The following is a 23,204-nucleotide window of genomic DNA, read 5'->3' as shown; positions in this document are numbered from 1 at the left end:
TCACGTGGAGCCGCTGGTCGCGAACCCCGCCGCGGCGCCGATCAGCAGCCAGGGCCACACCGCGTCCGTCCCGCCGGAGGGCAGCGGCAGTGACGTGGCGACACCGGCGACCGCGGCGGTCACGAGCACCGCAGCCGCCGTCGCCGGGTGCCATGTCAGACGGGCCGGAGTCATGACACCTTCGCCCGGCAGATGCTGAACACGGCCCGGGTCTCCTGGCCGTCGACCGTCACCGTCATGTTGCCGTCGGAGCACCGGTACACGCTGCCGTCCGGCGTCTTCCACTTCCAGGCGTTCTTGTACCCGACGCCCTCCGAGCCGCAGGACGTGGAGACCGGCGTGTACTGGGTGACCTTGTTGCCCTCCGTCACCTGGTCCGCGCGGTACCAGCCGGCGGTGTCGCAGTAGTCGTTGGAGATCTCCTCACCACCGAAACAGGCACCCGGGGCGTCCTTGAACTGGCCGCCCGAGTCCGCCTCTTCCGCGTAGCCGCCGTCCGGGTACGCGTCGGAGCAGTCGTTCTTGTCCCAGCCCTGCAGTCCGCCCGGACCCTCCTCGGCGAAGGCCCGTCCGCTGTTGCCCCAGGTGAGGGAGAGCGCCCCCACGGTGAGCGCCGACGCGGCCATGCCGCGCAGCACGCTCCTGCGGGAGGCGGGCTTCTTCAGGCCGCTCAGGGCCGCGGTGGGCCGCGGCGGCTCACCGTCGAAACTCTGGTGGGCCAAGGGTATTTCGGCCAGGGATGACGTCATCACGACGACCTTTCCAGTTCGGGGGAGGGGGCGCCGACCGCGAGCGCGGCGGCGATGTCGCGCTCGTTGCTCGGCAGGTGCAGCGAACCGACACTGCCGTCGGCGCCGACGGTGAGGATCACGGGCGGGCTCAGGTGGGCCAGCGAGGACCACGCGTCGCGGTCCTGGACGACCTCCACGGCGCCGGGCAGCGACGACCACGTGTCCGGCGGCTCGTAGGTGAGAAGCACGGGCCGGAACTCCGGTGTCGCGCGCTCCGCGAGGACCGCGGCGGCGTGCCGGCACAGGGGGCAGGTCGCGTCGGCGACCAGAACCGTCCGCTCCCGGCCCGGCGCGGCGACGCGTTCCACGAACGACGCGGGGAGCACCAGCTCGGCGGGTGGCGCGGCGGTGGCGGCCCGTTCGTCGAGCCGCCTCCGCAGCATCCGCACCTCGCGCAGCACCGCGGCGAGAGCGAGATACAGGATGACGATGGCGATCCAGCTCAGGATCACCAGGGCAAGGGTGGGAGACATGAGCAGCGCTTCGCCTCAGCCGGTGGCCCAGGCGGCGTCGATGCCGTCCATCCAGTCGAGCAAAGCGGAGGTGCCGAGCGAGGATCCCGGGTCGATGCGCACCTCGGCTGCGCCCTTCTTCCCGGCGACGACGTACAGGTAGTCGTGCTCGCTGGCGGAGCCGGAGCGCCCGGGCAGCGGAACGCGCCACAGCTCGCCGTGCCGGGTCGACTTGCCGCGGTGCCCGGGCACGATCCGCCGGGTCTGCCGCGGACCGGGGACGACGATCGTGCCCCGGTCGGCCACGACGACGGCCAGCTGCTCCAGCGCGGTGTCGCCCTGGGTGAAGCGCTCCGGGCGCACCCGCAGCCCGCGCGGGTGGTCCTCGATCTCCAGCGTGCCGAACAGCCCGATCAGCGTCCGCCGGCTGGGCGGGGGACCGGTGAAGACCGTCATCAGCTCGTGGTAGCGCTCCTTGAGGGTGACGATCGTGGTGTTGCCGTCCGGGCTTGCGGCGACGACGGTCTCCCGACCCTTGACGACGAACCGGTCCGTCGGGGCCGCTTCGATCACATGCTTGCGCACGAAGTCGTGATGGCCGCGCTTACCGATCTGGAACGCGCGGCTGTACGCGCCGCCGACGAATCGCACGTTGGACGCGACCGCCCGTACAGGCGCGTCGTCGGTGAGACGCAAGGACAGTCTGTCTCCACTCGGAGCCATGAGTTGCATGGTCGAACTCGGCACTGGGCCACCTCCAATGACATGGGCGGCGGAAGAGTCATTCACCGTGTGGAAGCGCGGAATGCCGCCGCTCGATCAGCTTCCACGGCGCGGCTCTTCGGTGCCTCTCGGCGGGTACCGAAGTATTTTCCCGTCGTGTGTGCGCGGGATCGGGATTTCCTTTTCGGTTGCCCGGAGCGGGGATGAGATAGATCACAGCCGGTGCGGTGTGAACGGCTCAACTGAGCAATGGCCCGGTGCATCCATTCAGAAGAGAACCGCCGACTCGGAAGAGAACCGCCGACAATTGCCGTCAGGATGTGGCCCATTGATGCGCCGGGAAACAGAATCCGTGTATCTCGCGGGCCGTGAGGACGCATGGTGCGCGATCGACGACCTGCGGGCCGGCGCCTGGGACGGACACGGCACGGGTGTCCTCGTCCAGGGCGCACCGGGCGTGGGCAGGACGGCGCTGCTCCGCGCCGTGTGCGAACGGGCCCAGCGCGCGGGGGCGTTCGTCGTGGAAGCCGCGGCCGATCCGCTCGAGGCCGACTGCCCGTTCGGCGTCGTACGGCAGTTACTCGGCGGCGACGACGGACCCTGGTCCGCGGCCGGACCGGCGGAGCTGTTCGAGCGGACGATCGGGCTGGCCGCGGGCCGGCCGCTGGTCGTCGCGGTGGACGATCTGCGCTGGGCCGACGACGCGTCGGCACGCTGGCTCGCGTATCTGCTGCGCAGGATCCGCCGCCGGCAGGTCCTCGTCGTCGCCACCGCGAGCCTGCCGGCGGGGACCATCGACGCCGAACTGCTGAGCCGCTTCGACCGGGAGATCACCCTCGGCGGACTGGGCGCCGGAGCGGTCACCGACATCGCCGGCGAGCTGCTGGGCACCCCGGTCGAGAAGGAGTTCGGCGAGGCGTGCCACCGGGCCACGGACGGCAACCCGGCCCTGCTGCTTGGCGTCCTGCGTGCGCTGCGCCGGGCGGGACGGCCCGCGTCCGAAGAGGGCCTGAACGACGTCCTGGCGAGCCCTCGGCCGGAAGCGCTGACCTGGCTGCACCGGACCCTGAGGCACTGCGGTCAGGGCGCCCGCGAACTGGCCGAGGCGGTCGCGGTGTTCGGCGAGCCGGTCGACCTGGACCTGGCCGCCGCCACCGCCGGGCTCCCGGTCGCACGCGCGGCGGCACTGGCGGACGAACTGGCCGCGGCCCGGCTGCTGTTCTGGTGCGAGAACCGTGTGTCGCTGCGTCCGCCCCTGGTCCGGGCGGCCGTACGCGGCGGACTCGCCCCCGGCACCCGTCGGCTGCTGCACACCAGGGCGGCGCGGCTGCTGCACGCTCAGGGGGCGCCCGCCGGGGACATCGCGGACCAGCTCCTGCGGTCCGATCCGCTCGGCGAGCCCTGGGCGGCCGACGTCCTGTGCGCGGTGGCCGCGCAGGCCACGGCCGAGGGCGCGCCGGACCGCGCGCTGGACTGTCTGCGCTCGGCGCTCCGCGAGCCGGTGGACTCCCGCAGACGTGCCGAACTGATGGTGCTCATGGGGTCGGTGCAGCCCCCGGGAGACATCGGATCGGCCGTCGGCTATCTGCGCCGGGCCCTGGACGTCACCTCCGACGTCGCGGTGCGGGCCGGTGCCGCACGGCGGCTGGCCGGACTGCTCTGCCTGAGCGAGCGGTACGGGGAGGGCATGAGCGTCCTGCGCACGGTGGCCGCACCGACGCGGGAACACGCCCCCGACGTGGCGCTGGACCTGGAGGTCGAGGAGGCCCTGCTGAGGGTCTTCCATCTGCCGTCGCCGCACACCGCGCTGGACCGGCTCGCCGACCGCGCCGGGGCCGCGGACGGTCGCGAGACGGACGATCGCTCCGATCGCTCCGACCGCGTCGACCGCGCCGAAGTCGCCGACCGCACCGACCCGGCCGGGGGGCCGGAGCACGACGCGCTGGGCATCGTACGGTCGGTCCGCGCGATGATGTCGGGACGGCAGCGCTCGCAGGCCGTCCGCCTCGCGTCCCGGGCCCTGGACCTGGGCCTCCCGGTGGTGAACGAGGCCTCCCTCCACCACCCGATGAACGTTCTGACGCTCGCCGTGGCAGGCGAACTCGACCTCGCCGCCCGCCACGCCGACGCCGCGGTCGCCCAGGCACGGCGCACCCGTTCCGCGCTGGGCGGCGCCCGGGCGCTCGCGGTGCGCAGCGAGGTGAACTACCGGCTGGGGCGGCTGGACGAGTGCCGGAGCGACGCGCAGGCGTGCCGCGAGACGCTGCGCCAGTTCGGCCCGCCCCGTGCGGACGGCCTGGCGATGGCGGCGTCCGCACGGCTGGTGGACGTCCTGGTGGACAAGGGCGACCTGGACGGGGCGGAGCGGGTGGTCGCCGACGAACTCGCGGGGAACGCCGTGACCGAGAGCCTGCTGGGCACCTGGCTGCTCGCCGGGCGCGGCCGGCTGCACCTGGCCCGGGGCCGGTTCCGCGAAGGGGTGGAGGACCTGCGGGAGACGGGCCGCCGGCTGGACTCCTGGCAGGTGACCAACCCGGCGGTCATCCCCTGGCGGTCCCTGGCCGGAGCGGGGTACGCGGCCCTGGGGAAGCCGGGGGTGGCCCGCGACCTCATCGACGCGGAGCTGGCCCTGGCCCGCCGGTGGGGCAGTGCGCGGGCCGTCGGCGTAGCGCTGGGAGCGGCGGGCGCCGTGGCGAAGGGGAACGCGGCGGTCGTCCCGTTGCAGGAGGCCGTGGCCGTGCTGGCCCGTTCCGATGCGGCGCTGGAGCACGCGCGTTCCCTCGCGGACCTCGGCACCGCGCTGCGCAGGACCAACCGCCTCGCCGACGCCCGTCACCATCTGCGGCATGCCGCGAGCTCCGCGGAGCAGTGCGGCGCGACCGCGCTGGTGCGGCACGCCCGCGCGGAGCTGATCGCGGCGGGGGCCCGGCCGCGCAGCCGGTCGCACTTCGGACTCGACTCCCTCACCCCCACCGAGCGCCGTGTGGCGACGCTGGCGGCGCGGGGGTTGAGCAACCGGGAGATCTCCGAGCGCCTCTTCGTCGTACGCCGCACCGTGGAGCTGCACTTGAGCAGCGCCTACCGCAAGCTCGGCATCCGGGGGCGCGCCGATCTGCCGGCGAGGATGCCCGCGGACCGGGCCTGAGCCTCACGGACGCGGCCGAGGAGCCGGCCCCACCGAATATCCCCGTCCCGTCGCCGAATTCGCGGTCGGGCGGTCTCTCGCGGCGCACCGTCTCCTCGTTTCCGGTGGCGGCGGTCGTGCACGACGGCACGGCCGGAATAAGTTACCGATTGGTTCGGGGAACCCGCGGGAACGCGCCTCCCTCTCATGAGCCGTCAGCGGGGAATGGGGTTCCAAGACGGTATTTCTGTCGCGGTCACATCAAGAAATGCGGGGCGTCGCCGGAGGGAACACGGAATCCGGCCGCGGCCCCTCGCCGGTGTCCGAAAACAAGCATCGGAAATACGTCACCGGGCGAGACCGGCACCGGTGGTGGGCCATTGCTCCCGGTGAATCCGCGCACGAAGGGTGTGCGGCCCGCCCCTTCCCGCCGTGCCCGCGAAGCGCGGAGCGGGGCGCCAACAGCCCTGTGGGTGCGGGGTGGACAGGGCGGTACGGAACCGTGGCCGCCGTCGAGGTGACCATCGGAGGATTCGCTCGTTCTGCTGAACGTGACGTCACCGGAAGCGACAGCCACGCCCTCATCCGTCCCGTCCGGGCCCGTGGGGCTCGAGCAGGCCGAGGCCGCGCTCGTCGGGCACTACCCGCGGCTGGTGCGGATCGCGTATCTCGTCCTGCCGCCCGGTGCCGCACGGAACCAGCGGCTGCTCACCGCGCACGCGCTGGTGCAGCGCGCCCTGCCGCGGGGGCGCGCCGCCCGCGGACTGCCCGTCGCGCCGGAGGAGGCCGGGCTTCCCGCGCCGCGCACCGAGGGGGACGGCGCGACGGAGCCGCCGGGCTACGCCTACGTACGGCTGCGGGTGCTGCGGGCCGCGCTCAAGGCCGGACGGCCGCGGCGGCGCTGGGGGCTTCCGCGCCTCACCGACCTGCCTCCGCTGCTGCCGCACGTCTGGGGCCTCCGCCTCCACCCCCGGCCCGGAGGGGCCGATGAACTCGCCCTGGACCAGGCACTGTCCTCGGTCTCGGCCGCCGCCAGGGCCGCGCACGTGCTGCGTGGCCTGGAGCGGCTGACCGACCCCGAGGTGCGGCGGCTGCTGGAGTCGGCGGGTGCCGAGGACGCCGGGGCGGCGCTGGCCGAGGCCGACCGGATGCCGGCGCCGGGCGGCAGCAGGGACGAACTGCTCCTGGAATCACCGGAGTTCGATCCGTGCTCCCTCCAGGCCCGGCCCACCGATCTGCTCCGCCGCCGCCAGCATCTGCGCGCCGCCGTCGCCGCCACCGTCGCCGTCGCCGTGTGCGGCACACTCCTCGGTCTGCCGGGCGAGGGCTGGGGCCCGGACGGAGCGGCGGCACCGCCGTACGCCCGTAACCCCGCCTCGGAGAAGGCGCTCGACGCGGCGGCGCTGACCAAGGCGGCGCCCGGCGCATGGCGGACGGCCGACCGTACGGACTTCACCGCCTGGCCCGCCCGCGGCGACCGCGTCGGCGACCGCGGCCTGTTGCGGCGGGCGCTCGCCGTCTGGGCGCGCCCGGGCCCCGAGGTGCGGGTGTCCGCCACCCCGGGCACCCCGTCGGGACCGCCGCCGGGCCCGGCCCAGTTGCTGTACGCGGGCGAGGTCGACCGGGCCGCGGTGGTGCTGCTGTACGACGGGCTGCGGGTGGTGCGGTACGCCGAGGCCGGGCAGGGCGGGGGCGGCGGCGCGGTCCTGGACTTCGCGCGGGCGGACGGCGCGGCGTCGGCCACCGCCGCGGCGCTCGTCGTCGGCCGCAGCGAGCACAACGTCCGCTATCTGACGGCCCCATGGGTCTCCGGGGCGCGGCTGCGCGATCTGCTGCGGCCGCGGGACGACGGGCGGTCGCTCGGGCGCACCGGGGACGGGGTCACCGACGCGATGCCCAGCCCCGCGGCCGCGACCACCTGCCGCACCTGGCCCGCCCTGGAGTTGCGCACCCCGGACGCGGCCGGTGGCGGCCGCGTCCCCCATCTGCTCACCGACCTCGGGGAGCTGGCCCCGGCGCGCCTGACGTACGGCAGTCCGCAGCGGCCGGCGCGCGATGTGTCAGGGCACGCGGCGCGCGCGGCCTGGGCGCGTACGGCCTGCCACCTCCCGGCCGTGCGCGCGACGGGGGTACGGGCCGTGAACTCCTGGCAGTTCGCGGAGCAGCGGCTGCCGGACGGGGGCGGGACGGCGGCGTGGGTGTGCACCCGCGCGGAGACCTGGCGCGGAAGCGGCAGCCGCGTCATGGCGCAGTTCCAGCCGCCGGCGCGGGCGGTGGGCGTGCCGAGTGCGGTGACCGCCCAGGCGGAGGACACCCCGGCCTGCGGCCCGCACGCCCCGCGCGTCCTGTCCGGTGTGCTGTGGCAGTCGCGGAAGGGGACGTGGTACGTGCTGGCCGCGGGCAGCGAACAGGTCGCGTCCATCGCGGCATCGGGCGGGGTGAAGGGGCGCGCGCGGGGCAACGTCCTGGCGCTGACGGCGAAAGCGGGCGCTCGCTCGGAACTCGACGCGCGCCTCGAGAACGGGGAGCGGCTGGGCGCCCTGCGCTGATTCCGGCCAACTGCCGCTGAACTGCGCACTTTGGGCCGCATGGCTCAAGCAGGGGTGTTCCGGTCGTAGATTGGCTCCCCTGCCGCTGGCGCCGGGAGGGCGGTTAGGGTATGCGCATGACGACTGGGGTGGCGCGCCGACGCCGAATGGGCGTGGAGGAGCGGCGCGAGCAACTGATAGCCGTGGCGCAGGAGCTTTTCAGCCAACGGCCCCCCGGCGAGGTCTCGATCGACGACATAGCCACCGCCGCCGGAATCTCCCGGCCGCTCGTCTACCACTACTTCCCCGGCAAGCACAGCCTCTACGACGAGGTGGTGCGCCGCGCGGCCGGTGAGCTGACCGGCCGGTTCGCCGAACCGAACGACGGCCCGCCCGGAGCGCGTCTGCTGCGTGTCATCCGCCGCTTCTTCGACTTCGTCGACGAGCACGGGCCGGGCTTCGAGGCCCTGTTGCGCGGCAGCAGTTCCACGGTCGGCTCGGAGCGGACGACCGCGATGATCGACGAGGTGCGCCGCTCCGCGTACGACCACATGCTGGAGCACCTCGACGTCACCGACCCCGGTCCCCGGCTCGCCCTGGCGGTCCGCTCGTGGATCGGGCTGTGCGAGACGACGGCCCTGACATGGCTCGACGGGCGGCCCATCCCGCGTACGGAGCTGGAGTTGCAGCTCGTCCACGACTTCATGGCACTCGTCGTGGTGAGCGCCGCGCACGACGACGAGTGCGGCGAACTGGCGCGGCGGATCGTGGAACAGGAGCCCGACGGCACCTTCGCGGCCCTGGTGCAGCGGCTGCTCTCCCTGCTGCCCGCGCCCTCCGAGGCTCCGGCCGCACCCCTGGGCTGAACCGGCCGGCACGTCGGCGGTACGGCCGCCGGAGTGCCCGGGGTTCGGCGCAACCCGGGGAACCCGGGCGCCCGTTGCGGGGCTGTGTGCTCAGGGCTGCGCGAGCAGTTCGATCGCCACCACCGCCACGCCGATCGCCGTGTCGACGACGCCGCTCACCACCGCCGTGGCCGGGCGGGCGCCCATGCGCCGCCCGCCCGGATACCCCCAGCAGAAGCGCGAGACCGACCCGCACAAGCGGAGATATGCGGCGCCGACTCCAGCGAGAGGGCGCCCGGCGCCGAGAGGCCCGTCATCACCAACGGCCGACCGCGCTCAGCATCAGCGGGCTGGTGACGTACAGCATCCGGGCCGCTCGCGCCGGTCCGCCGCCCGGCCGTGGACCGCGCGGTGCGCCTGGTCGTCCGCGACGAGGGTGGCCGGCCAGAGGGCGGCGGCCGTGGCGATGACCACGGCCGCCGCGTCCCAGCGCGAGGCGTCCTCGGTGCCGGCGAGCGCCACGACCACCGCGAGCATGGTGATCGTGGAGCAGATCCGCTCCTTCAGCCACTCCGCCGCGGCCCCCTGTCTCCGCCGCGGGCCGCGGCAGTTCGCCGGGTTGCGGTGCCGGGAGGTCGCCGGGCGGAGGGGGTTCATCCGGTGGAGCCCGCGGCGCCTCCCGCAGGACCGGTCCTCCAGCCGCTGAACTCCACCGTCCCGCGCGTCCCGTTCCCGCCGTTCGCCGCCGACATGAACAGACCCACGTCCTGCGACGGCGCCGCGCCGGGCACCGCCACCGTGCCGACCGTGCGCCACGCCGCCCCGTCGTCAGCCGAGCACTCGCCCGTGTACGCACCGGAGTCCGGGTCGCGCGTCAGCCGCAGCATCACCGGTGCCCGCACCCCCGTGAGGCGCTGGTAGGTGTCGAGCGTGCCGTCACCGTTCGCGTCGTACGTCAGCACCACGCCGTTGGCCGGTGTCACCGACAGATTGAGGAAGCCGGGGGAACCGGCCGTGGCCAGGCTGTTGCGGACGACGATGCCGCACCGCGCCCACGGCCCGGTCACGGTCTGCGTGTCGACCCGTACGGTCACCGTCGTGCCGGCGGTCAGTGCGCCCTCGCGGTACGCGGCGCCGAACTCGGCCGTGCCCTTCCACAGGTCCGCGCCGGCCCCGTCGATGCCGATGCGCTCACCGAGCTGCCCGAACACCGCCGCATTGGTTGTCACCGTCCGCCAGCCCGCCGCCAGCGGTCCCGCCACGAACAGCGTGCCGGGGCGGACGACCCGGACCCGCTCCTGGCCCTCCGGCCCGTAGACGGTGGCCAGTTCGTACGGCAGCGGCTTCAGCGGCCGGTCCAGCGGGCCGGCCGGGGCAGCGGCCTGCCAGCGGACCGTGCCGCTGCCGCCGGGCTCGACCCGCGGCAGCGACGTCGCCCCCTCGGGCTCGGCGTCCACCCCGCTCAGCCGGAAGTCCACGCGCCCGGTTGCGGCGAGGCCGTTGACGTTGCGGAAGTCGGCCGAGACCCGCGCGGTGCCGCCCGGCGGCAGCGTCGACGGCTCGGCCGTGACCGTCACCAGACCCTGGTACGGGGCGGCGGCCAGCACATCGCGCACATGCCGCGCCGTACGGTACGCGTCGCCCGTCGGCCGCAGCGGATAACTCTTCCGCTCCCGGGTCCACGGCTCCTCGATCGCGTACCAGTCGAAGGACTTCGGCGGGCGGTTCGCGGCGAGCGCGTCCTCCAGCTCCTCCAGGAAGGCCCGCCACTGCGGGAGGTGGAAGTCACCGATGAGGCCCTGCCAGTCGCGGTTGGCGTAGTTGGCCAGCCGCCCGCCGTCCGCCGTTCCCCGGTCCGCCCACGTGGTGACGAGGACCCGCGCCGTCCGCTCCAGCACCGCCGATTCCGCCTCGCCGGACGCCATCCGCTTGGCGTCCTCCAGCCAGGGCCCGAGCAGGAACATCCGGTGCGACCCGGTCACTTCCTCGCTGAGCGCCATCAGCCGCAGCCACAGCCGGGCCAGGGCGCGGAAGGTGTCCCGGTCCCCCAGCTCGAACGCCGTCCGGAGCTGGGGGAGGAGCTGCCACGAGCGGTTGGCGAGCGCCTGCCGCGCGGCGTCGGCCAGGTCGTAGCGGTACGCGTCCGAGCCGCGCAGCCCCGCCCGCACCCCCAGCAGCGCCGCGAACGCCGCGTCGAATCCGGCCGGGTCGAAGGCCGGGGTGTGCGTGGCGTAGTGCGTTCCGGAGGCGGCGGTGAGGCTGGGGCGGGAGGCGAAGACGGAGTCGTGCGGGCGGCCGTCCCGGCTGCTGATCTCGTACGCGGTGCCGCGCAGCGCCGCGAACGCCTCGCGCGCCCGCGCGTCCCGCCCGCCGTACCGCAGATCGGCGTAGCCGTCGAACCAGGCGGCGCGGTCGACCGGTTCGTCCCGCCAGGCCAGCTCGCTGAACAGCTCCAGTGCGGCCGGGTCCCGCTCCACGGCCTCCGGCATGTACGCGACGCCCCGCAGCATGCTGCCCGGCTTGTCCCGCCAGACCGTGAACCGCTCGGCCCACCGGTGGGTCTTGGCGCCGATCGTCGTGCGCCCGCCGAAGTTGGGGATGGTGCCGAACGCGTACGGGGTGTTGCCCCAGTCCTCCTCGCGGTCGGTGACCGAGTCCAGGTCCGACAGCCCGTCGACGACCAGCATGCGGTCCTTGTCCACCGCGTCGAGGAGGTCGCGGCGCGGGTTCTCCTGCCAGCCGAGGATCATCCACACCGCGCCCGGCCGGGACTCCTGCAGCGAACGCTCGACGGCGCGCGCCGCGTCCGGCACGGGCACGTCCCCGGGGTTGCCGCCCTCGTGCAGCAGATCCATCTTGAAGTGGCCCGCCGGGCCGAAGAGATCTTCCTGGTGGCGGTAGAAGGCGGCGGCCACCCGGCGGAAGACGTCCGTCCGCGGGTCGAGCCAGTCCGGCCGCTTCAGCCCCTGCCAGTTCCCCTGCGGGATCGTCCTGCCCCTGGGGTTGCGGTCGGCGAAGCCGTCCGGGACGGTGCCGAAGTAGCCGGGGAGCACGGGCGCCATGCCCAGCTCGCGCAGCCGGGCGCTGATCCTCCGCCCGAGGTCGGCCCGGCGGGCGAGGAGTTCCGGGCTGAGCGGCCCGCCGTAGGCGCTCATGTTCTGCAGCAGCCACCACGGCTGGTGGGACGGGGCGGGCAGCCAGGTGCGGGCCTCGGTGTCGGAGTAGCCGAAGTCCTTGAGCAGCCGGTGGTAGACGGCCTCCTGCCCCGGGGTGACCAGGAGCTGGTTGAAGCCGTGCAGCGCCATGACGTCGATGAGCCGCTCCCAGCGCGGCCAGTCGGCGTACGGCGCGGTGTAGCCGTCGTGGGTGTCGTTGAACGCGAAGCGACTGGGCACCGTCGCCTTGCGCTCCAGGGGGCGCCCGGGCGCGGGCAGCCGGTCCGGCAGGTCGAGCTGGGTGCCGGCCCAGGAGATGTGCGCCCCGCACACGTACTTGAGGTACCAGTGGACGCCCGTCAGGAGCACCGCCGGGCTGGTGCCCGCCACCTCGATACGGCCTGCCGAGCCGGACACCCGGAACCGTTCGCCCGTCCGGCCCCCGGTCAGCGCCGTCAGACGGAACTGGTCGGCGTGGTGCGGGAGCAGACGCCCCAGCGAGGCGCGCGCCGGGGCGGTGGAGAAGGGGCCGGGGGCCGCGGCGCCCGCGGGCGGGGCGGCGCCGAGTGCCGCGGCTGCGCCGAGCGCCCCCGCGGTCCCGAGAAGTGTCCGTCTGGCCACGGTGCGGCGATGCGGATCGGTCACGTGCGCTCCCCACTGTGCGTAACGATGCGGGTGGTGCGGCGTCATGTGCATGCGGGGTGCACGTTAATGAGACGGGCCGAGGGGGAGCAACGGGGCGCGCGAAGGGACCACTCCGCGGAAGACTGAGCAATCCGCCGGTCATTCCCGTACGGGGTGGTGGCGGCGTGTGCCGCCGTCCGGAAGTGGTCCTGTCAGGAGGTCATCGATGCGAGCACCCAGGCGTTTGTCGAGCCGTGCCGCCGCCCTGTCCGCTGTGCTGCTGCTGTCCGCCGGGTGCGGACTCATGGACGACGGCGACAAGGTGCCGAAGACGGCGACCGGGTCCGTGGAGCAGCTGGCGAAGAAGGCCGAGTGCAAGCCGGACATCCAGGTCGACGCGAAGGATCTCCGGCAGGGCTTCTGCAACGCCGGGAACAAGAGGAAGTACGTGCTGGCGACGTTCACGTCGAACGAGGGCCAGCAGAACTGGCTGAGCAGCGCGCAGGCGTACGGCGGCTCGTACCTCGTCGGTCCCAAGTGGGTCGCCGCGGGAGACGCGGACGTCATCGGCGACCTCCGCGGCAAGCTCGGCGGCAATGTGGAGAAGGCGCCCGACCACGACGAGCACGGCGGCGGCGCGGAGCACGGCGGGAAGGACCACGGCGGCAAGGCCGAGGAGCACGGCGAAGGCGACCACCACTCCGGTTGACCATTCCCCTCCCGCCACGGCCGCGTGCCGCGCGGGGCGGAAGCCCCGCCGGGCGCCAGGACCACGAGAAGCCCCCCGCACCTCTCAGGTGCGGGGGGCTTCCTCCGTTGCTGCCGGCACGTCCTGTCGGCCGGGGGTCAGGGGATCAGTTGCAGTCGCGGCCTTCGTTGATGCAGGACACGGCCTCCGCCATCAGGTCCTCGGAGAAGACGTTGATGAAGTCGTTGTGGTCCGTGATCGGATTGTGCAACTGCTCAGGGAAGGAGTCGACAGCGAAGTTCGGTTCCGGCGCGACGTCGTAGACGAGCCGGATCTGCAGCTGCGGAATCGCCTGGAAGCCGTTGTTGCAGGAGCCGTCCTCGTTGGCGAAGTCGACGTGCGTGCGGTGGTTGGCGCTGTCGGTGTTCTGGCCGTCCCAGCAGCTCTGGAACTTGGCCGTGCGGACCACCTGCTCGCCCTCGGGGCAGAGCGGGTACTTGTCCTTGAGCTGGACCTTGTCCTCGAAGCCCGTGCAGCTCCATGAGGCGTTGGCATTGGCGTCGCCGTTCGTCAGTGCCTTGGCGTCACCGGTGATGATGCGCAGGAAGCGCGGCATCTCCACGACCTCGCCGGACGCATTGCCCGTGAACTTGATCTCCGCCTGGGCCGGCGTCTGGATCTCGCCGATGTTGCCGTCCGCACCGCCACCGGGTTCGTTCGCGTCGGCCTCCTGCTGACCGTTCTGCACACGCAGCACCGGCCAGTAGTACGTGGACTGGTCGTCCTGGTTCTGGCAGCTCGTCTCGCCGTTGGCGAGATCGTCGTCGGAGATGAAGCCGCCGGTCTCCTGGTTGCCCACGTAGTCGTGCGTGTGCTGGGCACCGTTGCTCACGCCGGGCGCGGCGATCACGTTGTCCGAGTTGCGGTTGCCGTTCTCGTTGACGCCGCATTCGGTGGTGAAGGTGCCGGTCGACGCGCCTTCCTGCTCCTGCGGTGCCTGGACGTTCGGCTGCACCTGGGTGATGTCGACGAAGTCCTCGGGGGAGGGGCCGCCGGCCTGCTGGCCGCCGTCCTGTCCGTCACCCTGGTCCTGACCGTCACCTTGGTCCTGGCCGTCGCCCTGGTCCTGGCCGTCGCCCTGGTCCTCGCCCTGGTCCTGGCCGTCCTGCGGGTCGGTGCCGCCCTCCTGGACCTGGCACTCGGCCATACCGCCCAGGTCCTCCGGAGCCTGGCCGTCGTTGTTGTTCATGGACTGCGAGATGCGGTCGATGGCGGCCGCACGCTCGTCCTCCAGGGGCCCGAGAACGGAGTTCTGTACCCAGCTCGGGTCCTCCTGGGCGGCCTGCCGGTTCTGCACCATCTTCTGGTACGCCTCGCCGACCTGGCGGTCCATCAGCGCGAGATTGCGGTCGACCTCCTCCCGCGACTGCTGCGGCACCTCGGTGATCTGGTCCCGCACTTCAGGACAGTCGATCGTGGAGGCGTTTCCGACAGGCTGTTCCTGAGCGGAGTCGCCCCCCTGGCCGGCATTGGCCGAGACATTGATGGCGATCAGTCCGCCACCTCCCAGCAGAAGGGCGGCCGCCGCGGCGACGGCCCTTCCAGCCACTGGGGAGCGTTTGTGCGATGTGAGTTTCATGGAACCCCTCTACGTCGTTCCGGAAGATGGGGGGCCTCCCGGTTCGGAGAAGCTCCGTTTCATACGGGCCCGCACTCGACCGTGTTCAGTGACGTATGAGGTTCGTGGGAATCGCCAACAGCAAACTCCCGCAGGGCAGGTCAAATCCCGGCAGCCCGCCTACCCCTGGTCGAGATAGGCGAGAACGGCCAATACCCGGCGGTTGTCGTCGTCCGACGGCGGCAGGCCCAACTTCCCGAAGATGTTGGAGGTGTGCTTGGCCACCGCCCGCTCGGTGACGAACAGCTGTGTCGCGATCGCGGCGTTCGACCTGCCCTGCGCCATGAGCTGCATGACGTCGAGCTCCCGCGGAGTCAGCCCGCCGACCGGCCGGTCCTGGCTGCGCCGTGACAGCAACTGCGAGATCACCTGGGGATCCATCGCCGTGCCGCCCGCCGCCACCCGCCGCACCGCGTCGATGAACTGGTCCGCGTCGAACACCCGGTCCTTGAGGAGATACCCCACTCCGCCGTTTCCATCCGCCAGAAGCTCACGTGCGTACAACTGCTCCACATGCTGGGAGAGCACGAGCACCGGCAGCCCGGGGATCCGCCGCCGCGCGGCGAGCGCGCACTGCAGCCCCTCGTCGGAGAACGACGGCGGCAGCCGGACGTCCACGACCGCGACGTCCGGCTTCAGCCGGTCCAGGGCCTCGGTCAGCTCGGGGCCGCTCTCCACGGCCGCCGCGATCTCGAAGCCGTACGCCTCGAGCATGCGCACCAGCCCGTCCCTGAGCAGGAACAGGTCCTCCGCGACGACTACCCGCACGGTGATCTCCCCCGGTCCGTCCTTCTCGTCCTGCTGGTCCCGAGCGGCCACGGTAACCGCAGCCGGCCGGTCCGCCCCCGGGACGGGATCACTCAATCAGTACTACTCAGCCGCACCGGTCGGGATCACCCGGTGCGGGTGATGCTCCCGGAGGGCCCGACGGCGTCCGCTGGGTGGGACGGAACACCGGAGACCGGGGACCGCCGGAAGCGTCCGGGATGCCGGAAGCGACCGGGGACGCCGGAAGGGAGAGTTCGGATGGCGCAGAAGATGACGCCCCAGGAGGGCATCGGCGGTCTCGCCGCGGGCGACGTGCCGGTGCTGGAGACCCTGGCGCAGATGACGGTCGACACCTTCGAACGCTCGGGCCTGGACGTGGAGGAGTACCTGCTCGCCAGGATCGCCGCGCTGGTGGCCCTGGACGCCGCCCCGGCCTCGTACCTGCTCCACGTCGGCGCGGCCGGTGAGCTGGGCGTACCGCTGGAACGGGTCCAGGGCACCCTCACCGCCATCGCGCCCGTGGTGGGCAGCGCCCGGGTCGTGTCGGCCGCGGGCAAGATCGCCGAAGCCTTCGAACTGCCCATGAACGGTGGCCGCAAGGCCGCCTAGCGAGGGACCGCGGTCCGCAAAGCCGCGGACCCGGAGGCAGCCGGGGGTGCGACGCTCCGGCAGTCAGTGCAGCTCGCACGGGATCTCCATCGTCACCATCGTGGGGCCCCCGGGCGGGCTGCTGACTGCCAGGACACCGTCGAACGTGCCCAGCCTCCGCTCCACCCCGGCGAGCCCGCCGTCCGGCGAGAGGCTCGCCCCGCCGCACCCGTTGTCGGTGACGGCCATCCGCAGCATGCCCGACGGGGCGTCGTGGTGGATGTCGATCCACACCAGGTCCGCCTCCGCGTGCTTGGCCGTGTTCGTCAGGACCTCGCTGACCGCGAAGTACGCCGCCGACTCCAGCGGCGCCTCCGCCCGGCCCGTCAGCTCCACCGACACCTCCACCGGGACCGGCATGCGCAGCGCCAGCGCCCGTACGGCGTCGCCGAGGCCGCGTTCGGCCAGCACCGGCGGGTGGATGCCGCGCACCAGATCGCGCAGCTCGGTCAGCGCCTCCGCCGAGGACTCGCGCGCCTTGGCCAGCAGCGCCTTCGCCTGCGCCGGATCCTTCTCCAGCAGCGCCTCGATCGTCCCCAGGCTCATGCCCATGGCGACGAGCCGCGCCTGGGCGCCGTCGTGAAGATCCCTCTCGATGCGGCGCAGTTCGGCCGCCGAGCTGTCCACCGCGTCGTGCCGGGTGGCGGTGAGATGCTCCACGCGCTGGGCGAGCGACGCCTTCGTCGGTGACAGGAGGGCGGCGCACAGCCGGAAGTGCAGCCGCAGCAGCGCCGGGTTCACCACGAGGCTCAGGGCGACGAGACCCGTGCCGAGGGCGGCCGCACCGACCGCGGACGCCTGGTCGGTGACGTGGACGAAGCCGTACCAGTTGCCGCCCCAGTCCGCCCACACCTGCCACAGGCCGGCGACCACGACGTAGCCCAGGACCCCGTAGGACAGCAGGGCGGCCGGGAGCAGCGACGTGACGTAGCCCGCCGTCATGTCGACGAGAAGCCACTGCAGATCCCGCCAGGTCGCCGGGTCCTTCAGCAGGTGGATGCACCGCTCGACCTGCCCGACGACACCACGCCGCAGGTCCGCGGGCATCGGCCGGTACGCGGCGGGAACGCGGATGCCGGCCCAGTGGTGGGCGAGCGAACGGCGCTGATCGGCCCACAGGCGAACGGCGGCCAGCGCGGGCGGGGTGGTGAGGACACCGACACCGAGGAGGATGAAGGAGATCGAGAGGACCGCGAGGACGAACAGCGTGATCGACACGACCAGCGTCCCGATCGAGACCACCAGCCCCTGGAGCGCCGCCAGCAGCGACTCCCGCACTCGCCTCATGCCCCTCATGCCACCGACTCCCGCACCGCGCCCCGCGCCCGTCCCTCGGGCGGCCCCTCAGTCTGACCTCGGAGGGCGGGCCAGGTCACGGGGTCGTTCCCCCCTTCCTGGGGTGTAGCCAGCACCACCTTCCGCGGGCCGCCGCACCTCGATGCCCTGAGGCGGGGCGGTCCCGGGGGGAAGTTCCTCCCCTTACCCGGGGGAACTCCCTCCACTTAGCGGGGCAATTCGTCCCGGCCGCCCCGCCGGTGCCTCCGGGGTGGCAGCATGTCCGGCCATGACGCACGCCCGGTCGCCCGTGCGACCCGTACGCGCCGCGGTCTTCGCGGCGGTGTGCGTGGTGCTCGCCGGGACCGGACACGCTGTGACCTCCGGTGATCACATTCCGTGGCAGGCGCTGCTCGCTGCCTTCGGCGTCATGACGGCCGCCGCCTGGCTCGCCGCCGGACGCCGCCGCGGCCTCCTGTCCATCGGCGGCGGACTGCTGGCCGTCCAGGCAGCCCTGCACCTGGCCTTCGCCGAGGGGCAGCGGCCACGGCACGCGCACACCGCGGACACGATGGGCAGCATGCCCGGCATGAGCCGCGCGGCGGCCGACGGCGTCGGCGGGACCCTGGCGGCGCACGGCGCCGGAGCGGCAGGCCACATGAACCATGACGCCGCACCCGGCCCCCTGGCCGAGGGATCGACCGCCATGCTCGCCGCCCACCTGCTCGCGGCCGTGTGCTGCGCCCTGTGGCTGTGGCGGGGAGAGGCGGCGTTCTTCCGTCTCCTGCGCTGCCTGGACGCCCTCGCCTTCACACCGCTGCGGCTGCTGACCGCGGCGGATGCGTGGCGTACGGCCGTACGCCGTCCCGTACGCCCCCGGCCCCGTGCCCGGAACGCCCGGCGGCCCGTGGACGTCCTGCTCGCCCATGTCCTCTCCCGGCGCGGGCCGCCTCACCGCGCGGTGCCCCGTGACACCGCGCCCACCCGCCTGCCCGCGGCCGCGATCTGACCCGATCCGGCGGCCCGTTCGTCCGGCAGGCACGACCGGTGGGCGTGGCACCGCCGTACCCGGCAGAGACCACTGCCGGGAGCAGGCCCGCCCAACGGCCCGGTCCCTCCGTCCGTCGCCGTGGCGCGCCTCCACCTGCCACTGCCGCGTACCCGCCTGTGCGGAACGCGGCCGCCACACCGAAGGACACCCATGTCTGTCGACGACCCCGTCCAGGGGACCGAGAGAACCGTTCCTGCTCCGGCCGACGATCCCGCTGCAGGACCTGCCGACGCTCCCGCCGAGGGCCCTCGCGGCGGCTGGTCCGTCCTGCGCCCGCTCGTCCTGCGGCTCCACTTCTACGCCGGGCTGCTGGTCGCACCCTTCCTCCTCGTCGCCGCCGTGACCGGCCTCCTCTACGCCGCCTCCATCCAGATCGAGAAGGTCGTCTACGCCGACGAACTCACCGTCCCCGTAGGGGAGTCGACCGTCCCTGTGGCCCGTCAGGTGGAGTCCGCGCTCGACGCGCACCCCGACGGGAAGCTCACCGCCGTCTGGCCGTCCGCCGAGGACGGCGCCACCACGCGTGTCCTGCTCAGCGCCCCCGGCGTGGAGGAGGGCAAGTCGCTCGCCGTCTTCGTCGACCCGTACACCGCGGAGGTCCGCGGCTCACTGGAGAGCTACGGCAGTTCGGGAGCGCTGCCGTTCCGCGCATGGGTCTCGGAGCTGCACCGCCACCTCCACCTCGGCGAACCCGGCCGTGTCTACAGCGAGATGGCGGCGAGCTGGCTGTGGGTGGTCGCCCTCGGCGGTCTGCTGCTGTGGATCGGGCGCCGGCGCACGGCACGCGGAAGCCGCGGCGTCCGAGGTCTCCTGCTGCCCGAACGCGGTGCGACGGGGCGGCGGCGCACCCTGTCCTGGCACGGGGCGGTCGGCATCTGGGCCTTCCTGGGCCTGCTGTTCCTCTCCGCGACCGGTCTGACCTGGTCGACGTACGCCGGGGCGAACATCGACGTCCTGCGCACCGAACTGCGCGGCGCCACCCCGGCGATCAACGCCTCGCTGGACGGCGGCACGGCGGGCGCCGGGCACGGCGACCACGCGGGCGGACACGGCGGAGAGGGGGACGGCGGGCAGGACAAGGGTCCGGACATCGGCCTCGACCGCGTCCTCGAGATCGCCGACGAGCGGAAGCTGACGGGGAGCCCCGTCGAGATCGCCGTACCGACCGAGCCGGGCACGGCGTACGTCGTCAAGCAGACCGACAAGCAGTGGCCGGTGCACCTCGACGCGATGGCCGTGGACCCGGGCACCGGCGAGGTCACCGACGAACTCCGCTTCGCCGACCACCCGTTGCTCGCCCAGCTCACCCGCTACGGCATCGACGCGCACATGGGGCTCACGTTCGGACTGGCCAACCAGCTCGCCCTGATGGGCCTCTCGCTGGGGCTGATCCTGCTGATCGTGTGGGGCTACGTGATGTGGTGGCAGCGCCGTCCCACGAAGTCCCGCCGTCGCGGTGCCGGCCGGCCGATGCCGCGAGGGGCGTGGCGCCGGGTGCCACTGCCGGTGCTCCTGCCGCTGGCGGGGGTGGCGGCGGTGGCCGGGTGGTTCGTCCCGCTGCTGGGGATCAGCCTGGTGGCCTTCCTGGCCGTGGACATCGTGCTGGGCGCGGTGGGCCGCCGCCGCGGGGCGCCCGCGGCCTGACGACCCCGGCTGTCCGGCAACTGTCCCCGTACGCAGGGTAGTTCGGGTCCCGATCCCCCGGTCCGGGGGATCGGGACCCGCCTGTGTGCGGGGCTGTTAGACGGCGGTGGGCGGCACGTACTTGTAGCCGACGCGCCGCACGGTCACGATCGACTCGCGGTACGCGGCGCCCAGCTTGCGGCGGAGGCGGGCGATGTGGACGTCGACGGTCCGGCCGTCGCCCACGTGGCCGTAGCCCCATACCGTCGTGACCAGGTGGTCGCGGCTGTGCACTCGCTGCGGGTGGGCGACGAGATGGGCGAGCAGTTCGAACTCGAGATATGTCAGGTCCAGCGGACGGCCGTCGACGTGCACCGTGCGCCGCTCCTCGTCGATCCGCAGCGGGCCGGAGTCCTCGCCGACTGCGGCCCCGAGGGGGCCGACGGTTCCGGAGCTGACGGTTCCAGGACCGACGGAGCCGGGGGCGACGGGCGCGGGGGCGACGGATCCGGGGGCGACGGGTGCGGGGGCGGCGCCGGCCGACGGCGCTGCTGACGCCGGTGCGACGGTGAGCCCCGCGACCGGCTCGTCGGCCGGTACGAGCACCAGGTAGCCGACCATCGGCGGCCGGCCCGGCAGCGCCGGCAGCGTGTGCTGCGGCGCCGGAACCCAAGTGGCCCCGGGCGGGAGGAAGTCCGGCAGATGGACCACCTCGTCCCGGTCGACGGCACGGAGCCGGTGACGGCCCAGCGTCGCGGACGCGGCGCCGGCCGGAAGCGGGGGCACGGAGGAAGCGGAGGAGACGGGGGACACGGGCGACACGGGGGCTGCGGTGGCGGAAGAGGCCGACAGGGAACGAGTGGTGGTCATGGCGAGCTCAGCTCTTTTCGCGCGAGAGGTCGTCGGTGGACGTTCGTGCGCGCGGGCCTTGTGCCGATGCGTCAGGAGAGACCGGACCGGCGGCCGACGGGGTGCCGTAGCCGGGGGATCGGCGGTGGCGCGTGTGCCGGGCGGACGGCGGCCGGGTCAGCGGCGGAAAGGGGCCTGCGCGGAGAGCGCGCGGCAACACACCCGGTCGAAGTCGTGATCCTGCCGGGAAGGCCAGAACGGCTCGAGGTCACTGTGCCCCGGCGACGTGTTCTGGTAGGAGGTCATGGCCCTATTGAAGCAGAACGCGCCCCGGACGGAAGCCGCTCGCTCACCAGGTGATACGGAAGACCAGGTGACACCTGACACACGGCGGACACAGGACGCCCGAACTCCCCGATCGGGTACCGCGCTGAGGTGCCGCGCCTGCCGGGGGACGAGGCGGACGCCCCGGCCGCCGGTGGCCTCCGCGGGCCGGTGGCGGCCGCGCGCCCGGTGCCGCGAGGGCGGCTCGGCTCGTACGCGGTGCGGTCGTGCCCGCGCGCGATGCGGCTCCGGGGTTCGCGCGCGATGCGGCCCGGGGGTTCGTGTTCGTACGCGGTGCGGACGTGACCTCGCACCGTGCGGTCGTTTCGCGCGCGATGCGGCTCGGGGGGGGCGTGTTCGCACGGGGTGCCTCACCGGTTCATCCGCGGTGCGATGTTGCCGCGCCGACCCGCCCCGCGCCGCGTACGAGCAGGGCCGCGCAGGTGACATGACTCGTGCGGCACCGGACGGCGGGGTTAGGCTGCGCGCCGGCCGGTGACCGGCGCGGGACCCGCGCCGTCCACCGGGGCAATGGCGAAGGACGACCCCGACGAACCATGGCGCGCACGGGCGCCCGACCGCCGGTGAACCGGCGGTCGGGCGTACGCGGCGCGGGCGCGACGAAAGGCGGCATCCCCATGCGCATCGGACTGCTCGGTACGGGCCCCTGGGCGGAGGCCGTGCACGCGCCCGCGCTCGACGCCCACCCCGACGTCGAGTTCGCCGGAGTATGGGGCCGACGGCCCGCGGCGGCCGGAGCGATCGCGGACCGGCACGGCACGCGCGCGTTTCCCGACCCCGACGCGCTGTTCGCCGATGTGGACGCCGTCGCCGTCGCCCTTCCCCCGGACGTCCAGGCCCCGCTCGCCGCCCGCGCCGCGGAGGCGGGGTGTCATCTGCTCCTGGACAAGCCCGTGGCGACGACCGTCGAGGACGCCCGCCTCGCCGCAGAGGCGGCCGAACGCGCCCGGGTCGCCTCGGTCGTCTTCTTCACGCTGCGCTTCGACCCGGTCGCGGCGGCCTGGATCGATGAACAGGCCGCGCTGGGCGGCTGGTTCACCGGGCGGGCGGACTGGCTCGGCTCCGTGTTCGCCGGCGACGGAACCGGGCCCTTCGCCGCCTCGCCATGGCGCAGGGAGAAGGGCGCCCTCTGGGATGTCGGCCCGCACGCCCTGTCGGTGCTGCTGCCCCTGCTCGGCGACGCCACCACCCCGGCCGGGGGTGGCGGGTTGGCCGCCGAACGCGGACCCGGTGACACCGTGCACGTGGTGCTGCGGCACGAGAGCGGCGCGTCCAGCACGGCCGCGCTCAGCCTGACCGCACCGCCCGCCGCCTCCGGGGTGTCCGTCGAACTGCGCGGCGAGCACGGCACGGTGTCGCTGCCGCAGGGGGACGGCGAGGTGGTGACGACCTACCGGCGCGCGGTCGACGCCCTGCTGGCCGCAGCCCGCACCGGCACGCCGCACCCGTGCGACATCCGCTTCGGCCTGCGGGTGACGGAGATCCTCGCCGCGGCCGAACGGGCCCTGCCCAAGGACTGAGCTAGGCCCTCCCTCGCCGGGCTCTTCGGGGCTCTCCCGCGCCGGGCTCTCGCCACTCCCGGTGGCGCCGGTCCCGGTGGCGTCGGTCCCGGCGCCACTGCGGTATCACTCCCGCACGAGACAGAACGGGTGGCCCGCCGGGTCCGCGTAGACCCGCCAACTCCGGCTGTCGTCACCCGCGTCCAGCACGGTGGCGCCGAGCGCCCGCACCTCCCGTTCCGCGGCGTCGAGGTCCTCCACCCCGACGTCGAGGTGGAACTGCTGCGGATGCGCGGGGTCGGGCCACTGGGGCGGACGGTGGTCCGGTGCCCGCTGGAAGGCGAGGACCTGGCCGCCGGTGTGGAGCGTCGACCAGTCGTCGTCCAGCGACCAGCCGGGGTCGGGCCGGTCGACCTCTCCGCCGAGAACGCCCTGGTAGAAGCGGGCGAGTGCCTGGGGATCCGGACAGTCCAGGGCCACGCACTGCAGTCTGCCGATCATGTGAGTCCCACTCTCCATCCTGGTCGGCGGCATCGGC

21 protein-coding genes are annotated in these 23,204 nt (G+C 73.6%); 8 read left to right on the top strand and 13 right to left on the bottom strand.

What is annotated here, in order from left to right:
* From ABZ822_RS20800 to ABZ822_RS20785, 4 genes are read right to left on the bottom strand one after another with little or no spacing between them, the layout of a single operon-like run.
* The gene (locus ABZ822_RS20800; protein ID WP_360855943.1) at nucleotides 1-174 is read right to left on the bottom strand and encodes a hypothetical protein; all 174 of its coding nucleotides are present in this window, start codon (nucleotides 172-174) and stop codon (nucleotides 1-3) included.
* The gene (locus ABZ822_RS20795) at nucleotides 171-749 is read right to left on the bottom strand and encodes a hypothetical protein (RefSeq protein ID WP_360855940.1); all 579 of its coding nucleotides are present in this window, start codon (nucleotides 747-749) and stop codon (nucleotides 171-173) included. Before ABZ822_RS20795 ends, ABZ822_RS20800 begins: the two co-directional genes overlap by 4 nt.
* Entirely contained in the window at nucleotides 749-1,264 is a 516-nt protein-coding gene (locus ABZ822_RS20790; RefSeq protein WP_360855937.1) for a hypothetical protein, read from the bottom strand. The genes ABZ822_RS20795 and ABZ822_RS20790 overlap by 1 nt, the downstream gene beginning before the upstream one ends.
* Nucleotides 1,265-1,279: 15 nt before the next feature.
* On the bottom strand, nucleotides 1,280-1,966 hold the full coding sequence (locus ABZ822_RS20785) for a hypothetical protein (protein ID WP_360855934.1): 687 nt from the start codon (nucleotides 1,964-1,966) through the stop codon (nucleotides 1,280-1,282).
* Between the two features lie 331 nt (nucleotides 1,967-2,297).
* On the opposite strand from ABZ822_RS20785, the gene ABZ822_RS20780 reads away from it, so the two are divergent.
* From ABZ822_RS20780 to ABZ822_RS20770, 3 genes are all read left to right on the top strand, one after another.
* Nucleotides 2,298-5,111 carry an AAA family ATPase gene (locus ABZ822_RS20780; RefSeq protein ID WP_360855931.1) on the top strand — a complete coding sequence of 938 codons (2,814 nt, stop codon included), beginning with the start codon at nucleotides 2,298-2,300 and terminating at the stop codon, nucleotides 5,109-5,111.
* A 581-nt stretch (nucleotides 5,112-5,692) separates the two neighbouring features.
* Nucleotides 5,693-7,639 carry a hypothetical protein gene (locus ABZ822_RS20775; protein ID WP_360855928.1) on the top strand — a complete coding sequence of 649 codons (1,947 nt, stop codon included), beginning with the start codon at nucleotides 5,693-5,695 and terminating at the stop codon, nucleotides 7,637-7,639.
* 116 nt (nucleotides 7,640-7,755) lie between these two features.
* Entirely contained in the window at nucleotides 7,756-8,484 is a 729-nt protein-coding gene (locus tag ABZ822_RS20770) for a TetR/AcrR family transcriptional regulator (protein WP_360855924.1), read from the top strand.
* Between the two features lie 90 nt (nucleotides 8,485-8,574).
* On the opposite strand, the gene ABZ822_RS20765 is transcribed toward ABZ822_RS20770, so the two are convergent.
* The 3 genes from ABZ822_RS20765 to ABZ822_RS20755 form a co-directional block, all read right to left on the bottom strand.
* Complete coding sequence (locus ABZ822_RS20765; protein WP_360855921.1) at nucleotides 8,575-8,721, bottom strand: hypothetical protein; 147 nt, start codon at nucleotides 8,719-8,721, stop codon at nucleotides 8,575-8,577.
* Between the two features lie 84 nt (nucleotides 8,722-8,805).
* On the bottom strand, nucleotides 8,806-9,120 hold the full coding sequence (locus ABZ822_RS20760) for a hypothetical protein (RefSeq protein WP_360855918.1): 315 nt from the start codon (nucleotides 9,118-9,120) through the stop codon (nucleotides 8,806-8,808).
* Nucleotides 9,117-12,263, bottom strand: a complete 3,147-nt coding sequence (locus ABZ822_RS20755; RefSeq protein ID WP_360855915.1) for an alpha-N-acetylglucosaminidase — start codon at nucleotides 12,261-12,263, stop codon at nucleotides 9,117-9,119. Before ABZ822_RS20755 ends, ABZ822_RS20760 begins: the two co-directional genes overlap by 4 nt.
* Before the next feature lie 205 nt (nucleotides 12,264-12,468).
* Here ABZ822_RS20755 and ABZ822_RS20750 point away from each other — a divergent pair, with 205 nt between their 5' ends.
* Complete coding sequence (locus ABZ822_RS20750) at nucleotides 12,469-12,951, top strand: hypothetical protein (RefSeq protein ID WP_360855912.1); 483 nt, start codon at nucleotides 12,469-12,471, stop codon at nucleotides 12,949-12,951.
* Between the two features lie 145 nt (nucleotides 12,952-13,096).
* Here the strand turns inward: ABZ822_RS20750 and ABZ822_RS20745 are convergent, their stop codons facing one another.
* Entirely contained in the window at nucleotides 13,097-14,569 is a 1,473-nt protein-coding gene (locus ABZ822_RS20745; protein WP_360855909.1) for a DUF1996 domain-containing protein, read from the bottom strand.
* Nucleotides 14,570-14,728: 159 nt separating this feature from the next.
* Complete coding sequence (locus tag ABZ822_RS20740) at nucleotides 14,729-15,376, bottom strand: response regulator transcription factor (RefSeq protein ID WP_360856255.1); 648 nt, start codon at nucleotides 15,374-15,376, stop codon at nucleotides 14,729-14,731.
* Nucleotides 15,377-15,634: 258 nt separating this feature from the next.
* On the opposite strand from ABZ822_RS20740, the gene ABZ822_RS20735 reads away from it, so the two are divergent.
* Complete coding sequence (locus ABZ822_RS20735) at nucleotides 15,635-15,985, top strand: carboxymuconolactone decarboxylase family protein (protein ID WP_360855906.1); 351 nt, start codon at nucleotides 15,635-15,637, stop codon at nucleotides 15,983-15,985.
* A 63-nt stretch (nucleotides 15,986-16,048) separates the two neighbouring features.
* Here the strand turns inward: ABZ822_RS20735 and ABZ822_RS20730 are convergent, their stop codons facing one another.
* Nucleotides 16,049-17,320: a histidine kinase gene (locus tag ABZ822_RS20730; RefSeq protein ID WP_360855903.1), complete on the bottom strand. Its 1,272-nt coding sequence runs from the start codon at nucleotides 17,318-17,320 to the stop codon at nucleotides 16,049-16,051.
* Between the two features lie 268 nt (nucleotides 17,321-17,588).
* On the opposite strand from ABZ822_RS20730, the gene ABZ822_RS20725 reads away from it, so the two are divergent.
* Both ABZ822_RS20725 and ABZ822_RS20720 read left to right on the top strand, forming a co-directional pair.
* Nucleotides 17,589-18,308 carry a hypothetical protein gene (locus ABZ822_RS20725; RefSeq protein ID WP_360855900.1) on the top strand — a complete coding sequence of 240 codons (720 nt, stop codon included), beginning with the start codon at nucleotides 17,589-17,591 and terminating at the stop codon, nucleotides 18,306-18,308.
* Between the two features lie 192 nt (nucleotides 18,309-18,500).
* Complete coding sequence (locus tag ABZ822_RS20720) at nucleotides 18,501-19,994, top strand: PepSY domain-containing protein (protein WP_360855898.1); 1,494 nt, start codon at nucleotides 18,501-18,503, stop codon at nucleotides 19,992-19,994.
* A 96-nt stretch (nucleotides 19,995-20,090) separates the two neighbouring features.
* On the opposite strand, the gene ABZ822_RS20715 is transcribed toward ABZ822_RS20720, so the two are convergent.
* Together ABZ822_RS20715 and ABZ822_RS20710 are read right to left on the bottom strand one after the other, a co-directional pair.
* Nucleotides 20,091-20,843, bottom strand: coding sequence for a winged helix-turn-helix domain-containing protein (locus ABZ822_RS20715; protein ID WP_360855896.1), 753 nt, complete (start codon nucleotides 20,841-20,843; stop codon nucleotides 20,091-20,093).
* Nucleotides 20,844-20,999: 156 nt separating this feature from the next.
* Complete coding sequence (locus ABZ822_RS20710; RefSeq protein WP_360855893.1) at nucleotides 21,000-21,128, bottom strand: hypothetical protein; 129 nt, start codon at nucleotides 21,126-21,128, stop codon at nucleotides 21,000-21,002.
* Nucleotides 21,129-21,784: 656 nt separating this feature from the next.
* Here ABZ822_RS20710 and ABZ822_RS20705 point away from each other — a divergent pair.
* Complete coding sequence (locus ABZ822_RS20705) at nucleotides 21,785-22,687, top strand: Gfo/Idh/MocA family oxidoreductase (protein ID WP_360855890.1); 903 nt, start codon at nucleotides 21,785-21,787, stop codon at nucleotides 22,685-22,687.
* A 105-nt stretch (nucleotides 22,688-22,792) separates the two neighbouring features.
* On the opposite strand, the gene ABZ822_RS20700 is transcribed toward ABZ822_RS20705, so the two are convergent.
* Complete coding sequence (locus ABZ822_RS20700) at nucleotides 22,793-23,167, bottom strand: VOC family protein (RefSeq protein WP_360855887.1); 375 nt, start codon at nucleotides 23,165-23,167, stop codon at nucleotides 22,793-22,795.
* Nucleotides 23,168-23,204 lie beyond the last annotated feature (37 nt).

Origin of the sequence: Streptomyces sp. NPDC047108 (assembly GCF_040643575.1) — a bacterium.
Taxonomy (GTDB): Bacteria; Actinomycetota; Actinomycetes; order Streptomycetales; family Streptomycetaceae; genus Streptomyces.
The sequence above is the reverse complement of the archived record's forward strand: the minus strand, read 5'-3'. Positions and strand labels throughout refer to the sequence as shown.